The following is a 15,319-nucleotide window of genomic DNA, read 5'->3' as shown; positions in this document are numbered from 1 at the left end:
TTTGCAGCACGACCTAGATGAGCACGACGACCGCGGACCAAGGGCGCATGCCGCGCCAGATCTCCTACATCATCGGCAACGAAGCCTGCGAGCGCTTCAGCTTCTACGGGATGCGCAACATCCTGGTGCCGTTCCTGATCAGCTCGATCCTGCTGGCCTACCTGCCCGAGGGACCCCAGCGCGACGGCGCCGCCAAGGACATCTTCCACACCTTCGTCATCGGCGTGTACTTCTTCCCGCTGCTCGGCGGCTGGCTGTCGGACCGGTTCTTCGGCAAGTACCACACGATCCTCTGGTTCTCGTTGATCTACTGCGCTGGCCATGCCTGCCTGGCGATGTTCGAGAACAACGCGACCGGCTTCTACACCGGCCTGTTCCTGATCGCGCTGGGCTCGGGAGGCATCAAGCCGCTGGTGGTGTCGTTCTGCGGCGACCAGTTCGACCAGAGCAACAAGTCCAGGGCCAAGGTCGTCTTCGACGCGTTCTACTGGATCATCAATTTCGGCTCGTTCTTCGCTTCCCTGCTGGCGCCGCTGTTCCTGCGCCACTGGGGCCCGGCGGTCGCCTTCGGCATCCCCGGCGTGCTGATGTTCATCGCCACCTTCGTGTTCTGGCTCGGACGCCGGCATTACGTCAACGTGCCGCCCTCGGGCAACGATCCGCACAGTTTCTTCGAAGTGGTCAAGACCGCGCTGCGCGCGCAGGCGCCCGGGCGCGGCCGTCCGGGCCATGCGGTGGCGATGTCGGGCGTGGTGCTGGCCGTGGCGCTGCTGGGGCTGTGGGCGCTTTCGCTCGGTGGACTGGCGCCGTCGTGGTGGCCGGACTTCGGCTTCGTGATCTCCGCCTGCCTGGCGCTGGGCGTGGTGATCGCGCTGGGCGGCTGGGGCGCGTCGATGCAGCTGGAGCGCGCGCGCGGCGCGCATCCGGATGCGGCGGTGGACGGCGTGCGCGCGGTGCTGCGGATCCTGATCGTGTTCGCGCTGGTGACCCCGTTCTGGTCGCTGTTCGACCAGAAGGCCTCGACCTGGATCATCCAGGGCCGGGAGATGGTCATCCCGCACGCGTCGACCTGGTGGCCGAGCTGGCTGATCCAGGACGCGGCACAGATGCAGGCGCTGAACCCGTTGCTGGTGATGCTGCTGATCCCGTTCAACAACATCGTGCTCTATCCGCTCCTGCGCCGCATGGGCTGGGAGCCCACCGCCCTGCGGCGGATGGGGTGGGGCATCGCCATTTCCGGCGTGTCGTGGATCGTGGCCGGCGCGTTGCAGTTGTGGCTGGACGGCGGCGAGCAGGTCTCGCTGACCTGGCAGGCCCTGCCCTACCTGCTGCTGACCTTCGGCGAGGTGCTGGTCTCGGCCACCGCGCTTGAGTTCGCCTACAGCCAGGCGCCGCACGCGATGAAGGGCGTGATCATGGCCTTCTGGTACCTGACCAGCACCTTCGGCAGCCTTTGGGTACTGCTGACCAATTTCGGTGTGCGCAACGAGGCGGTGCTGAGCCGCATCGCCGGCACCGGGCTCAGCGAGAACGCGTTCCTGATGTTCTTCTTCGCCGGCTTCGCGTTCGTGGCCGCGCTGGCGTTCGCCGCCTACGCGCGCCGCTATCCGATGCAGGACAACTACCGGATCGCCTGAGGACTCCCATGTCGTCTCCCGTGACCCTCGTCCTGATCGCGATCACCGCGCTGGTGTCGTGGCTGGCGTTCAAGGACCGCCGCGTGGTCGACCGGCTGATCCTGTGGCCGCCGGCCGTGTCCAAGCGCCACGAATACTGGCGCCTGGTCAGCTACGGCTTCCTGCACGCGGACCTGCCGCACCTGCTGTTCAACATGGTCACCCTGTTCTTCTTCGGGCGGATGATCGAACAGGTGATGCTGAAGATCACCGGCAGCCCGCTGACCTATCCGCTGTTCTACCTGGCGGCCCTGGTGGTCTCGATCCTGCCGAGCTACCTGAAGAACCAGAAGAACCCCAGCTACTTCAGCCTGGGCGCCTCGGGCGCGGTGTCGGCGGTGCTGTTCGCCTTCATCCTGCTTTCGCCGTGGTCGCTGATCTTCGTGTTCTTCATTCCGGCGCCGGCGATCCTGTACGCGGTTTTCTACGTCGGCTACAGCATCTGGATGGACCGCAAGGGCGGCGACCGGATCAACCACAGTGCGCACCTGGCCGGTGCGGCGTTCGGCGTGATATTCATGCTGGCGATGGAGCCGCGGGTGTGGGAGGTCTTCCTGGAGCAGCTGCTGAATCCGCGTTTCGGTTGATGCGCCACGCTCACCCGGCGTGAATGCCGGGCGTGCAACGGTGTCCCGTACCCACGTTGATGGAGGCGGAGATGGCAACCCGGAGCACGCGAACCCCGACCAGCAAGACCCGCACGTCCAAGACCGTTGCGCCGATGCGCAAGGCGGCGAAGAAGGTGGCCAGGAAGGCCGCGACGAAACGCGCACCGGCATCGAAGGCCGTCGCTGGCCGGAAGACCGCCGGAGCGACCCCGGCGGCGCGGAAGGCGGCCGTGAAGAGGGTGGCGGTCAAGGCGCCTGCAGCCAAAAAGTCGATGGACCGCAAGCCTGTCGCGACGAAGGTTGCCAAGCGGGTCGCGAAGAAGGCGGCACCGACCAAGGTCGCTGCGAAACGCAAGGCTGCGGCGAAGGGTGCGGCCAGGAAGGCGCCGGCGAAGAGGGTTGCAACGAAGAAGGTTGCAACGAAGAAGGTCGCGACCAAGAAGGTCGCAACCAAGAAGGTCGCAACCAAGAAGGTCGCGACCAAGAAGGTCGCAGCGAAGAAGGTCGCAGCGAAGAAGGTCGCAGCGAAGAAGGTCGCAGCGAAGAAGGTCACGGCCCGGCAGACGGCGCCGAAGAAGGCCGTCGCCCGCAAGACGGCGGCCAGGAAGCCGGTCGCGGGCAAAGTGGCGGCGAAGAAGGCGATTGCCGCGACGCTTCAGGCCGCTCCGGTGGCGAAGACGCCAGCCGCGCGCACGCGTGCCGCGAACAAGCCTGCTGCACCGCGCCCGGGCCGTCGCCCGCGCGCCCCGGCGTTGACGCCCGAACTGGCATTGGCGCGGACCCGTGAGTTGTTGCAGGCCCACCAGGAACAGGCGCGCCACACGCCGCCGTGGCGGATGCTGGAAGAGCCGCATGCTGCGCACGCAGCCAGCAGCGACGGCCATGCGCCGGCGGACGTGGAGGCGAAGCTCCAGGAGCTGCACGCCGGCGAAAGCCGGATGCGGGCGATCCATGGCAGCAGCAGCACCCACGACCGGCGCAACCAGCGCAAGCGCGACCACCGGTGAAATAAAAAGGGCAGCCCCGCCGCCGACGGGACTGCCCCCGGACGGATCGCGTGTTCCGCGCTCCGTCCTCCCCCTTGCAGCTGTGTCAGGCGACGACCGAGTAGGCGCTCTTGAGTCGCTCGTAGACCACGCTATCGAGCTGCTCGAACTCCCAGCCATCGGTGTGGCCGTTGACCACGAGCTGGTAGAGGCCTTCGAGCAGGGAGAAGTCGCTGGAGAAATCGTTCGGGCTGGAATGTTCGAATGCGTTCATGGCTGAGGCTCCTTGCAAACTGGGCGTCGAATTCCGATGGATGAACCAACGCATAACCCGTGCCAACCCTCCAGGGGCCCCGTATCCCCTCGTTCAGCAATGTCGTCACCCTGCTTTGCAGGGCCGGACGCCAGAATGTGACGTACTGCGTCGCCTTTTGCCGTCCTCCCGGAGCCGCCATGACCGAATCGCCGTCGCCCATCCACCACGACCCCGCCCGCCAGCGCTTCCGCCTGCTGGACGACGGGCACGAGGCCGAGCTGACCTACCACCTGCGGGACGCAGGTCCGGTGGGCGGCGGTCAGGTCATGGTGATCGACCATACCGGCGTGCCCGCCGCAATCGGCGGCCGAGGCATTGCCGGCCGGCTGGTGCAGGCCGCCTTCGAGCACGCCCGTGGGGCAGGGTGGCGGGTGCTCCCGGCCTGTTCCTATGCGGAGGTCTGGATCACCCGGCATCCGGAATACACTGACTTGCTCGCCGCCTGAACCTACGACCGGCGCGCCTGGTCCTCCAGGTTCCCGCCCATGCACCGGGGAGTACCTCATGAAACCTGCCGCCCTCAACCGTCGCACGGCCGCCACGGCGCTGTTGCTCGTCGCTATGGCAGCCTGCCAGCGCGATGCGGCGCCGGTGACGGAAACGCCCGCTTCGCCGGCGGCCGCAGCCGGTACCGATGGCATCGCCGCGGCTCCGGAGCCGGCCGCTACGGCAGCGCCCGGGCTGGTCGACGTGATCGAGACCGACCCGCGCTACGTGGTCGGGATCAGCTATCCACCCGCCGCCGCGGCCGATCCGGGACTGGCCAAGGCGCTGCATGACTATGCCGAGGCCTCGCGTGCCGAGCTGATGCAGGCGGTCGGCGGGCTGGATGCCGCACCGACGGCGCCTTACGAACTGTCGCTCGGGTTCCGCGAGCTGATGCGGACCGCCGATGTGGTCGCGGTGGCCGCCGATGGCAGCCTGTACACCGGCGGCGCCCACGGCCAGCCACTCGTGGCGCGCTTCGTCTGGCTGCCGGGCGAGCAGCGCATGCTGACCTCCGACTCCCTGCTGGCCACGCCGGCCGACTGGCGCCCGGTCGCCGACTACATCGGCGAACAGCTCGGTGCCGCCGCGCACACCCGTGCCGCCGACGAGGCCCTGGACCCGGCCGATCGCCAGCGCCTGCTGTCCACGGCACTGAAGATGATCGACCAGGGCACCGAGCCGCAGCCGCAGAACTTCGCGCAGTTCGAACCGGTGGCGGCCGCAGATGGCCGTATCGCGGCCCTGCGTTTCGTGTTCCCGCCCTACCAGGTCGGTCCCTATGCCGATGGCGTGCAGAACGTCGAGGTGCCCGCCGCGGTACTGCGGCCGCACCTGGCAGAGGGCGTCCGCGGACTGTTCGTGGAGTAGGCGTGCCATGCCGGGCGCCGATTCCCGCGCACGCCGCCGGATCGAGGCGCTGCTGGGCGAGGCCGGGGTGCGCATCGGCGGCAACCGCGACTGGGATCTGCAGGTCCACGACGAGCACCTCTACACGCGGCTGCTGGCGCAGGGTTCGCTGGGGCTGGGCGAGTCATACATGGATGGCTGGTGGGATGCGCGTTCGCTGGATGGCCTCCTGTGCCAGCTGATGCAGGCGCGACTGGACCAGCGCGTGCACGGCCTGGCCGAGATCGGCGACGCGCTGCTGGCCCGGCTGTCGAACCGCCAGTCGCGGGGACGCAGTGGCGAGGTCGGTCGCCGGCACTACGACCTGGGCAACGACCTCTACGCGGCCATGCTCGGGCGCCGGCTGGTCTACAGCTGCGGATACTGGCGCGAAGCTGACGGGCTGGATGCAGCGCAGGAAGCCAAGCTGGACCTGGTCTGCCGCAAGCTCGAGCTGCGGCCTGGCATGCGCGTGCTCGACATCGGCTGCGGCTGGGGCGAGGCGCTGAAGTATGCGGTCGAGCGGTATGGGGTGAGCGGTGTCGGGGTAACCATCTCGCAGGCGCAGGCGGATTACGCCAGGCGGCTGTGCGCCGGTTTGCCGGTGCAGATCCGGTTGCAGGACTACCGCGACCTGCGCGAGCCGTTCGACGCGGCGTTCTCGATTGGCATGTTCGAGCACGTGGGCGTCCGCAACTATCGCGGCTACTTCGAAGTGGTGCGGCGCTGCCTGCCCGACCAGGCGCTGTTCCTGCTGCATACCATCGGCGGGAACATATCCTCGAACCACACCGACCCGTGGATCGCGCGCTACATCTTTCCCAATTCGATGTTGCCGTCCGCCGCGCAGGTGGCACGGGCCAGCGAGGGCCTGTTCGTGGTCGAGGACTGGCACAACTTCGGCAGCGACTACGACCGCACCTTGCAGGCGTGGCGCGCGAACATCGAAGCGGCCTGGGACCGGCTGGACCCGCGCTACGACGAACGCTTCAGGCGGATGTGGCGGTTCTATCTGTCCGCGTCGATGGCGGCTTTCCGCAGCCGCCGGACCCAGTTGTGGCAGGTGGTGATGTCGCCACGCGGGGTGCCGGGCGGGTACGTCGCTCCGCGCTGAGCATGCCGGCGGATACAGCGTCGACGTCTGCGGTCCGGACATGCAGCGCGCCTCTTTTCCGCTTCGTTCGCCTGCCGGGCGGAGTGCCGCTTTGCACATGCGCAAGCACGCCGGGCAGAGCGGTGCGGATCCCGTGGCCAAAAAAGCGCCAACCATCTTGACAGCCCCGCCACGCCTGCGGCGTCGCCGCTTATCCACAGCTTCGTGCAGCGATCATCCACACTGCCTGTGGAAAACCCCGGGTGCGCACGGACAAGGCTGCGGCCGGAAACGACTGCGCCACCCGAAGGTGGCGCAGTGCGATGCCGCGGTGGACCTGGATCAGCGCGGGGGCGCGGAATCCAGGCCGCGCTTGGCCAGCAGCGGCTCGATCTTCGGATCGTGCCCGGCGAAGTCACGGAACAGCTGCAGGGCGTCCTTGCTGCCGCCGCGCGAGAGCAGGGTGGCGCGGAAACGGTCACCGTTCTCGCGCTTCAGGCCGCCATTGGCGCGGATCCACTCCTGGGTGTTGGCGTCCAGCACCTCGGACCAGATGTAGGCGTAGTAGCCGGCCGCGTAGCCGCCCATGATGTGGCTGAAGTACGGGGTGCGATAGCGCGGCGGGACCGGGCGGAAGTAGATCCCGTCGCCCTTCAGCGCATCGGCCTCGAACTGCATCACGCCGGCGGCGGCAGGCACCTGGTCGGCGCCGATCTGGTGCCAGCGCTGGTCGAGCATGGCCGCACCCAGGTACTCGGTGGTCGCGAAGCCCTGGTTGAACTTGCTCGCGGCCAGGACCTTGTCCAGCAGTGCCTGCGGCATCGCTTCGCCGGTCTGGTGGTGCTTGGCGTAGTTGGCCAGGATCGAAGGCCAGTCGGCCCACATCTCGTTGACCTGCGAGGGGAACTCGACGAAGTCGCGCGGCACCGCGGTGCCGCTGAAGTACGGGTACTCCACGTCCGAGAACATGCCGTGCAGCGCGTGGCCGAACTCGTGGAACATCGTGGTGACCTCATCCCAGGTCAGCAACGTGGGCTGGCCGTCGGCCGGCTTGGTGATGTTCTGGTGGTTGGCCACGACCGGCTGGGTGCCGCGCAGCCCGGACTGCGAGACGTAGGCGTTCATCCACGCACCGCCGCGCTTGGACTCGCGCGCGTAGGGGTCGAAGATGAAGATCGCCAGCTGCTTGCCGTCGGCGTCGAAGACGTCGTAGGTCCAGGTATCGTCGCGATACTTGGGCAGGTCGGTGCGTTCCTTGAAGGTGATCCCGTAGAGCTGGGTGGCGGCGAAGAACACGCCGTTCTCCAGTACGTTCTTCATCTCGAAGTACGGCTTGAGCTGGGACTCGTCGAAGTCGTACTTGGCCTGGCGCACCTTCTCGCTGTAGAACGCCCAGTCCCACGGCTCGAGCTTGAAGGTCGGCTCGCCCTTGGCGGCCTGCTCCTGGTCGATCATCTTCTGCAGCTCGGCGGCTTCACGCGTCGCGTTGGCGACCGCGGCCGGGGCCAGCTTGCCGAGCATGTCGTTGACCGCCTCGGGGGTCTTGGCGGTCGAGTCGGCCAGCGAATAGGCGGCGTGGTTCGGGAAGCCCAGCAAAGCGGCGCGTTCGGCGCGCAGCTTCATCACCTGGGACACGATCACGGTGTTGTCGAACTCGTTGCCGCGGCTGCCGCGGGCGACGGAGGCCTCGAAGATCTTCTGCCGCGCGTCGCGGTTGCTCAGGTAGGTCAGCGGCGGCTGGCCGGTGGTGTTGAGCAGGGTGACGACGTACTTGCCCTCGACGCCACGCTTCTTGGCCTCGTCGGCGGCGGCGGCGACCTGGGCATCGTTGGAGCCGGCCAGTGCTTCGGCATTGTCGAAGGTCACGGCGGAGGCATTGACCTCGTTGAGCACGTTCTGGTCGAACTGGGTGCCCAGCGTGGCCAGCTGGGCGTTCATGTCCTTCAACTTCGCCTTGTCGGCGTCGGACAGCTTGGCGCCGGCGCGGACGAAGTCGGTGTAGTAGCGCTCGACCAGGCGCACGCCCTCGGCGTCCAGGCCCAGGCCTTCGCGCTGGTCGTACAGGGACTGCACGCGGGCAAAGAGTTTCCCGTCCAGGTAGATCGCGTCGCGGTGGGCGGCGAACTTCGGCGAGTAGTCGGCGTCGAGCTTCTTGCGCGCGTCGTTGGTGTCGGTGCTGGACAGGTTGAAGAACACCGTGGCCGCGCGGTCCAGGACCTGGCCGCTGTTCTCCATCGCCAGGATCGTGTTGTCGAAGGTCGGGGCCTCGGCATTGTCGGCGATCGCCGCGACTTCCTTCAGCTGTTCGGCCATGCCGGCGTCGAAGGCCGGGCCAAAATCGGCGTCCTTGATCCGGTCGAAGTGCGGGTAGTGCAGCGGCAGGTCGCTCTGCACGAAGAACGGGTTGTCCTGCGTGGCCGGCGCGGCGGTTTCGGCCGTGGCGGCCGAGCCGCTGGCGGGCGCGTCGGTGCGGTTGCAGGCGGTCATGCCAAGTCCAAGGGCGGCGGCGAGCGCCAGGTAGAGGCCGGTCTTCTTCATTACAACGGATCCTGCGGGGATGATTCCTCTGAATCTAACCCGCGGCCGGGAGCCGGCGCCTGTGACGAAAGGCAGGGGCGACCGTCAGAGCGTCTCAAATTGACGTGCGATCCATGCCGCCTGGTAGGCCAGTCCGAGGCTGACGAAGGCGCCATGGAACCGGGGGCTCCGGGTCAGCATGGCGATGCCGCACAGGACGATGTAGGCCAGGTTCCGCACCAGGAACTCGTTGCCGAAACTGTGGAAGTACGCCGGTCCCTTGATCCAGGTGTCCACCATGTCCACCGCATAGGCCAGCGCCAGCAGGCCGAAGAACCATTGCCGGCGGGCATAGAAGTATTCGCGGTAATCGGGGTATTCGCTGGCGCTGTCGGAGAACACAAGCGCGCACAGCAGGTACAGCAGCAACGCGTACAGGGTCACGAACAGGTACAGGTTGAAGTTCCATTCGACCAGGTGCCCCAGCCGGAACTGCCACCACCAGAAATGGATCAGGAACAGGAACATCGACAGCGCCCAGCCCAGGTGCACCCAGTAGATGCGCTTGCGTTTCGGGTTCTCGATCAGGTTGGCGAAATGGCGCAGCAGGTGGGTCAGTCCCAGGCCGACTATCATCCCGAGCACGATGCGGATGTGCACGTAGAGCGATGCCATCTGGGCGGTGTCGTGAGGGGCCTGCATGACGGCTCCTGTGGCGGGGGCTACGATCGTCGCCAAGAGTAGGGCATCGGGCCGTCGCGCGTGGCCCCGCACGAGGCCGGCTATGCTTGCGGCGTCCCGGCCACCGCGATCCCCCATGACCCGCTTCCACGATTTCTCGGCGATCGACATCGACGGCCACGAGCGCGCCCTTTCCGAATTCGCCGGCCAGGTCCTGCTGGTCGTCAACGTGGCGTCGCGTTGCGGCTTCACCCCGCAGTACGCGGGACTGGAGCGGCTGTGGCGGGAGCGTGGCGAACGCGGCCTGTCGGTGCTGGGATTCCCCTGCGACCAGTTCGGCCGCCAGGAGCCCGGCGATGAAGCGCAGATCCGCGATTTCTGCGCGCTGAACTACGGGGTGACCTTTCCCATGTTCGCCAAGGTCGAGGTCAACGGCCCCGGGTCGCACCCGTTGTGGCAGTGGCTGCGTCGAGAGAAGCGCGGCTTCCTCGGCTTCCTCGGCGATGGTGCGATCAAGTGGAACTTCACCAAGTTCCTGGTCGGTCGCGACGGCCGGGTGCTGGCGCGCTATGCGCCGAACCAGAAGCCCGAATCGCTCGCCTCGGATATCGACCGGGCGCTGGCGGAGCCGCGTAGCGGTTGAGGCCGGTTCGACTCCCTGCGGCGGGTGGCCGTAGCCGAGGGTCGCGCCTTGACCTCGTCCGGCGGCAGCGAAACGACTTCTTCCATGATCCCGCACAGCACGCGCCCTGGGGCGGCGCGCGGGGCTACTTCTCGACGAAGGCGCGCTCGAACACGTACTGGCCGGCGGTGCCGATGCGCGGTGAGGCGGTGAAGCCGCGTCCGTCGAGCAGGCTGCGGAAGTCGGCCAGCATCTGCGGGCTGCCGCAGATCATCGCGCGGTCGTGCTCCGCATCCAGCGGGTCCAGGCCCAGGGTGCGCATCATCTCGCCACTGGCCATCAGGTCGGTCAGGCGGCCATGGTTGGGGAACGCCTCGCGACTGACTGCCGGGTAATAGAGCAGCTTCTCGCGCAGGACGTCGCCGAGCAGCTCGTGGTTCGGCAGTTCCTTCTCGAAATAGTCGCGGTAGGCCAGGTCGCCGATGCTGCGCACGCCGTGGCACACGACCACGCGCTCGAAGCGCTCGTAGGTCTCCGGGTCCTTGACCACCGACAGCCACGGCGCCAGGCCGGTGCCGGTGCCCAGCAGGTACAGGTTGCGCCCCACGTGCAGGTCGCTGATCAGCAGCGTCCCCGTGGGCTTGCGACCGACCAGCACCGTGTCGCCGGGCTGGATGTGCTGCAGGCGCGAGGTCAGCGGGCCGTTGGGCACCTTGATGCTGAAGAACTCCAGCTGCTCTTCCCAGTTCGCGCTGGCGATCGAATAGGCGCGCAGCAGCGGCTTGCCGCTGTCGGTGGCCAGGCCGATCATCACGAACTGGCCGTTCTCGAAGCGGAAACCGTCGTCGCGCGTGGTGGTGAAGCTGAAGTAGTCGTCGGTCCAGTGACGGACGTCGAGCACCGTTTCGGTGCCGTAGGCAGAGGACATCGGGGCGTGGGCGCAGGGGGATATTCGCTGCGTATTGTAGCCGACCGCCGTCCCGCGGCCTTGCGCAGGATCAGGGCGGGATCGGGATACCGGCTCCGCGCCGGGCAGGCTGCCCGGCGACGGAGCGTCGCCGTGGGCCGCTCAGCCCTGCGGCGGTACCAGCTTCAGCAGCTTGCCGTCTTCCTCGTCCGTGACCAGGTAGACGTTGCCGTCGGCGGCCACGCGCACATCGCGGATGCGCTCGCCGACGTCCTGCAGCAGGCGCTCCTCGCCCACGACACGGTCGCCGTCCAGCTGCAGGCGGATCAGGTTGCGCTGTGCGAGGGCGCCCAGGAACAGGCTGTCGTTCCACGGCTTGCCCGGTTGCCCGGTGTAGAACGCCATGCCCGACAGGCCCGGCGAAACCTCGAACACGTGGTGGGCCGGGGCCATGCCTTCTTTTTCCTTGCCCACTGCCTCGGGGATCGGCTGGCCCGAATAGTTGATGCCATGGGTGACGACCGGCCAGCCGTAGTTGGCGCCGGGCTGCGGCAGGTTGATCTCGTCGCCGCCACGCGGACCGTGCTCGACTTCCCACAGCTTGCCGGTGCGTGGGTCGAACGCCAGGCCCTGCGAGTTGCGATGGCCATAGCTCCAGATTTCGGGACGTGCGCCGGCCTGGCCGACGAAGGGGTTGTCCTCCGGAACGCTGCCATCGAGGTTCAGCCGGACCAGCTTGCCCTGCAGCTTGTCCAGCTCCTGCGACATCGTGCGCATGGTGCGCTCGCCCTGGCTGATGAACACATGGCCCTGGTTGTCGAAGGCGAAGCGCGAGCCGTAGTGGTTCTCGGCGTTGACCTTGGGCTCCTGCCGGTAGAACACCGTCACGTCGCTGAGTCCGGTGTCGCCGAGCGTGGCGTAGGCCGCTGCCGTGCCCGACACGCCGCCGTCGCCGGGTTCCGCATAGCTCAGGTAGATGCGCCGGCTCTGGGCGAAGTCCGGGGCCAGGGCCACGTCGAGCAGGCCACCCTGGCCGCGCGCGACCACCGTCGGCACGCCGGCCAGCGGCGCCGATACGCTGCCATCGGCAGCCACATGGCGCAGGTTGCCGCCGCGTTCGGTGACCAGGAAGCCACCGTCAGGCAGCGGTGCCAGCGCCCAGGGATGCGACAGGCCGCTGGCCACCACGCTCAGCTGAAGGTCGCCCTTTTCGCTGCTGACGGTACGCGCCGGTTCTGCCGTCGCAGGCCCCGGAGTGGCCGCGGGCTCCTGTGCCGGCTTGCAGGCCGAAAGCAGGGCGGCGACGGTGAGCGCGGAGGCGAGGGCCGAAACGGTGGCGGTGCGGGAAGGCAGGCGCATGACGGGCATCCTGTCGTGACTAAGGGCCGTCAACGATAGCCGGCGGCCTGCAGTTCGAACAACTCCGCATAACGGCCACCCTGGGCCATGAGTTCCTGGTGCGTGCCACTGGCCTCCACCCTGCCGCCGGCCAGGACCAGGATCCGGTCGGCCATGCGCACGCTGGAGAAGCGGTGCGAGATCAGCACCGCGGTACGCATGTGCGACAGCTCCTTGAAGCGCTGGAACACCTCGAACTCGGCGCGTGCGTCCAGCGCCGCGGTCGGCTCGTCGAGGATCATGACCTGCGCGTCGCGCATGTAGGCGCGGGCGATGGCGAGCTTCTGCCACTGCCCGCCGGAGAGGTCCACGCCGTTCTTGAAGCGACGGCCGATCACCTGGTCGTAGCCCTGCGGCAATGCGCCGATCAGTTCGTCGGCCATCGCCCGGCGCGCCGCCTCGCGGATGCGCGTGTCGTCTTCCATGGCCTCGATCCGACCCACGCCGATGTTCTCGCCGGCCGACAGGTGGTAGCGGACGAAGTCCTGGAAGATGACGCCGATGTTGGCGCGCAGGTCATCCAGGTCGTAATCGCGCAGGTCGCGGCCGTCGAGCAGGATGCGGCCCTCGTCGGGCTCGTAAAGCCGTGCCAGCAGTTTCACCAGCGTGGTCTTGCCGGCGCCGTTCTCGCCGACCAGGGCGAGTACCTCACCTGCGCGCAGCTCGAATTCCAGGCCGCGCAGCGCCCATGATTCGGCGCCGGGATAGCGGAAGCCGACGTTCTCGAACGCGAAGCCGCGAGCGATCGGCCGCGGCACGGGCAGGGCGTCGGGCCTGGAGGCGATCTCCGGCCTGATTTCGAAGAACGAGTACAGGTCGTCCAGGTAGAGCGCCTGTCCGGCGACCTGCGAGAACCCGACCAGCAGGCCTTCCAGCAACTGGCGCAGGCGACGGAAGCTGCCGGCCAGGAAGGTCAGGTCGCCGATGCTGAAGTCGCCCTTCACCGTGCGCCAGGCGATGTAGCCGTAGGCGACGTAGTAGCCCAGCGTGCCCAGCGCCGCCAGCATCGCGCCCCACAGCGCGCGCCGGCGCGCCAGGGCGCGGTTGGCGAGGTAGAACTTCTCGGCCAGCACGCGGTAGCGGTCGATCAGGAAGCGATGGAGGTTGAAGATCTTCACCTCCTTGGCCGTTTCCACGCTGGCGCCGGTCTGGCGGAGGTATTCGAGCTGCCGGCGTTCGGGCGTCCACTGGAAGTTGAGTGAGTAGCCCAGGGCGTTGAAGTGCGCCTCGCCGACGAAGGCCGGCACCAGCGCGACCGCCAGCAGCAGGATCAGCCAGGGCGCGTAGACCAGCAGGCCGGTGGCGAAGGCGATCACCGTGATCGCGTCCTGGGCCTGGCCGAACAGCTGGCTCATCAGGTTCATCCGGCTCATGGTCAGCCGCCGGGCGCGGTCCAGCTTGTCCTGCAGGTCCGGATCCTCGAAGTCCTCCAGGTCCAGGGTGGCGGCGTGTTCCATCAGGCGCACGCTGCTGGCGTTGGTGAACAGCTCCGAGAGCAGGCCGTCGGCATAGCTGACCAGCCGCCCGAGGAGGTCCGACACCACCGCCAGCGCGAGCTCCAGGCCGAGCAGCCACAGCAGGTGGTCGAGCTGGCCACCGCACAGGGCGTCGCCCAGGCCGTCGAACTGCAGGCCGAGCCCGACCAGCCGGATCGCCTCGTCGATGATCAGCTTGCCGATGTACAGGATGACCACCGGCATCAGAGCGCGGACCAGCCGCAGGCCGAGGCTGGCCAGGGTCAGCGCGGGGCTGGTCTGCCAGATCTGGCGCAGGAACGGCGGCAGGTTGCGCAACGCGTCGAAGCGCTCGCGCAGGCTCGGATTGCCGCGCTCGCGGCGGGGCTTGGGTGAAGCGGGCGGTGGTGCGCTGGCCATGCGGGCATTGTGCCGCGCCGGGGCGGGGCCTGTTGTCACGGCCCGTGGCCGGGCAATGCCGCGACCATGCAGGCCATCCGCGCCCACGCATGCGGGTGGCCTGGAAAGCAGAAGGCCCGCTTTCGCGGGCCTTCGCTCGTGACGCGGGTGCTTGAGACTCAGTGCACGCCGTGCAGGTCGCGCAGCTGGGTCGGACGCGAGGCGAAGAACGCAGCCAGGTCGGCGATGTCCTGGTCGCTCAGGCCGGTGGCCTGCGGCGTCATCAGCGCATGCTGGCGCTCGCCCTTGCGGTACTGCTGCAGGGCGTGGGCGATGTAGTCGGCGTACTGGCCGCCCAGCTTCGGGTAGGCGGCATCGATCGGCGCATTGCCATCGGGGCCATGGCAGTCGATGCAGCTCTGGCCGGTGGCCTTGCCCTTGGCATTGGCGAGCTGCTCGCCCACGGCGATGCGGCCGTCAGGCAGGCCCGCCGACGAGCTTTTCGCGGCCTGGGCTTCACCTTCGGCGGCGGAATGGGAGCTGTCCTGCCCGGAACAGGCCGCCAGGAGCAGGGCGGTGGTCAGGGCGATGGCGAGACGCGTTGAGGTCACGGCTGTCGGCATGGGTGGCGGCTGCTTACTTGAGGGTGGACAGGAAGGCGGCGATGTCGGCGATGTCCTGGTCCGAGAAACTCTGGGCCTGGGCCTGCATGGTCGGGTGCTTGCGCTTGCCCTGCTGGTATTCGTGCAGCGCCTGGGCCAGGTATTCGGCGGACTGGCCGCCGATCAGCGGCACCTTGAAGCTCGGGTAGGCGTTCTTGTAGCCGGTGATGCCGTGGCAGCCCTGGCAGGTATAGGCCAGCTGGCGTCCGGTCTCGGCGTTGCCGACCGGCGCTGCCGGGGCGGCGGGCGCAGGAGCGGCGACAGGTTCGGCGGGGGCCGGCGCGGGAGCCGGCGGAGCGGCCCCCTGGGCGAGCGCGGCGAAGGGCAGGGCGGTGAGCAGGGCAAGGCAGGCGGCTAGCGGCAGCGGGCGCATCATTCGGTGGTCCGGGGTCGGTCGCGGTAAGTGGGCTGGTCATGCTGGCGCAGCCGGTGAGGGCGGCGCCTGTCATGAAGCGGCCGCAGTATAGCCTGCGTGTTCACGCGACCGGAACCTGCGGCTTCTCGCATGGGTCCAAGCTCGCCGCCGGTACCCATGACCTTCGGCGCATGGCGACTGACTGTTCAGGTGATCTACTTGCATACAACACCTGATCACACCCCCACCGGGCCCCTCGAACACATGGATA

The 15,319-nt window shown here is 68.0% G+C and carries 15 protein-coding genes; 7 read left to right on the top strand and 8 right to left on the bottom strand.

What is annotated here, in order from left to right:
* Positions 1–17: 17 nt before the first annotated feature.
* The 3 genes from MNQ95_RS15225 to MNQ95_RS15215 all read left to right on the top strand — a co-directional run bounded on the left by MNQ95_RS15225 (position 18) and on the right by MNQ95_RS15215 (position 3,291).
* Positions 18–1,637, top strand: a complete 1,620-nt coding sequence (locus tag MNQ95_RS15225) for a POT-type proton-dependent oligopeptide transporter (RefSeq protein ID WP_162411057.1) — start codon at positions 18–20, stop codon at positions 1,635–1,637.
* An 8-nt stretch (positions 1,638–1,645) separates the two neighbouring features.
* Entirely contained in the window at positions 1,646–2,263 is a 618-nt protein-coding gene (locus tag MNQ95_RS15220) for a rhomboid family intramembrane serine protease (RefSeq protein ID WP_241953375.1), read from the top strand.
* Between the two features lie 71 nt (positions 2,264–2,334).
* Entirely contained in the window at positions 2,335–3,291 is a 957-nt protein-coding gene (locus tag MNQ95_RS15215; protein WP_241953374.1) for a histone H1-like repetitive region-containing protein, read from the top strand.
* An 85-nt stretch (positions 3,292–3,376) separates the two neighbouring features.
* On the opposite strand, the gene MNQ95_RS15210 is transcribed toward MNQ95_RS15215, so the two are convergent.
* Positions 3,377–3,544 (bottom strand): hypothetical protein, encoded by a 168-nt coding sequence (locus tag MNQ95_RS15210; RefSeq protein WP_202922885.1) that lies wholly within the window; start codon positions 3,542–3,544, stop codon positions 3,377–3,379.
* 179 nt (positions 3,545–3,723) lie between these two features.
* On the opposite strand from MNQ95_RS15210, the gene MNQ95_RS15205 reads away from it, so the two are divergent.
* Genes MNQ95_RS15205 through cfa form a run of 3 tightly spaced genes read left to right on the top strand, consistent with a single transcriptional unit; the run spans position 3,724 to position 6,074 of the window.
* Positions 3,724–4,032 carry a GNAT family N-acetyltransferase gene (locus MNQ95_RS15205; RefSeq protein ID WP_241953373.1) on the top strand — a complete coding sequence of 103 codons (309 nt, stop codon included), beginning with the start codon at positions 3,724–3,726 and terminating at the stop codon, positions 4,030–4,032.
* 58 nt (positions 4,033–4,090) lie between these two features.
* Positions 4,091–4,942 carry a DUF3298 and DUF4163 domain-containing protein gene (locus tag MNQ95_RS15200; protein ID WP_241953372.1) on the top strand — a complete coding sequence of 284 codons (852 nt, stop codon included), beginning with the start codon at positions 4,091–4,093 and terminating at the stop codon, positions 4,940–4,942.
* A gap of 7 nt (positions 4,943–4,949) precedes the next feature.
* Positions 4,950–6,074 carry a cyclopropane fatty acyl phospholipid synthase gene (gene cfa / locus MNQ95_RS15195; protein ID WP_241953371.1) on the top strand — a complete coding sequence of 375 codons (1,125 nt, stop codon included), beginning with the start codon at positions 4,950–4,952 and terminating at the stop codon, positions 6,072–6,074.
* 321 nt (positions 6,075–6,395) lie between these two features.
* On the opposite strand, the gene MNQ95_RS15190 is transcribed toward cfa, so the two are convergent.
* On the bottom strand, positions 6,396–8,591 hold the full coding sequence (locus tag MNQ95_RS15190; protein WP_425605681.1) for a M3 family metallopeptidase: 2,196 nt from the start codon (positions 8,589–8,591) through the stop codon (positions 6,396–6,398).
* A gap of 84 nt (positions 8,592–8,675) precedes the next feature.
* The gene (locus MNQ95_RS15185) at positions 8,676–9,272 is read right to left on the bottom strand and encodes a hypothetical protein (protein WP_241953370.1); all 597 of its coding nucleotides are present in this window, start codon (positions 9,270–9,272) and stop codon (positions 8,676–8,678) included.
* Positions 9,273–9,387: 115 nt separating this feature from the next.
* Here MNQ95_RS15185 and MNQ95_RS15180 point away from each other — a divergent pair, with 115 nt between their 5' ends.
* Positions 9,388–9,894 (top strand): glutathione peroxidase, encoded by a 507-nt coding sequence (locus MNQ95_RS15180; protein ID WP_162411051.1) that lies wholly within the window; start codon positions 9,388–9,390, stop codon positions 9,892–9,894.
* Positions 9,895–10,018: 124 nt separating this feature from the next.
* On the opposite strand, the gene MNQ95_RS15175 is transcribed toward MNQ95_RS15180, so the two are convergent.
* From MNQ95_RS15175 to MNQ95_RS15155, 5 genes are all read right to left on the bottom strand, one after another.
* Positions 10,019–10,801, bottom strand: coding sequence for a ferredoxin--NADP reductase (locus MNQ95_RS15175; RefSeq protein ID WP_162411050.1), 783 nt, complete (start codon positions 10,799–10,801; stop codon positions 10,019–10,021).
* A 141-nt stretch (positions 10,802–10,942) separates the two neighbouring features.
* The gene (locus tag MNQ95_RS15170; protein ID WP_241953369.1) at positions 10,943–12,139 is read right to left on the bottom strand and encodes a PQQ-dependent sugar dehydrogenase; all 1,197 of its coding nucleotides are present in this window, start codon (positions 12,137–12,139) and stop codon (positions 10,943–10,945) included.
* Between the two features lie 29 nt (positions 12,140–12,168).
* Entirely contained in the window at positions 12,169–14,052 is a 1,884-nt protein-coding gene (locus MNQ95_RS15165) for an ABC transporter ATP-binding protein (protein WP_241953368.1), read from the bottom strand.
* 158 nt (positions 14,053–14,210) lie between these two features.
* Complete coding sequence (locus tag MNQ95_RS15160; protein WP_162411047.1) at positions 14,211–14,654, bottom strand: c-type cytochrome; 444 nt, start codon at positions 14,652–14,654, stop codon at positions 14,211–14,213.
* A gap of 13 nt (positions 14,655–14,667) precedes the next feature.
* Entirely contained in the window at positions 14,668–15,066 is a 399-nt protein-coding gene (locus MNQ95_RS15155; RefSeq protein ID WP_241954442.1) for a c-type cytochrome, read from the bottom strand.
* Between the last annotated feature and the right edge of the window lie 253 nt (positions 15,067–15,319).

Origin of the sequence: Pseudoxanthomonas daejeonensis, from assembly GCF_022637495.1 — a bacterium.
GTDB classification, from domain to species: Bacteria; Pseudomonadota; Gammaproteobacteria; order Xanthomonadales; family Xanthomonadaceae; genus Pseudoxanthomonas; species Pseudoxanthomonas daejeonensis.
This window is presented reverse-complemented; position numbering and strand designations above follow the sequence as displayed.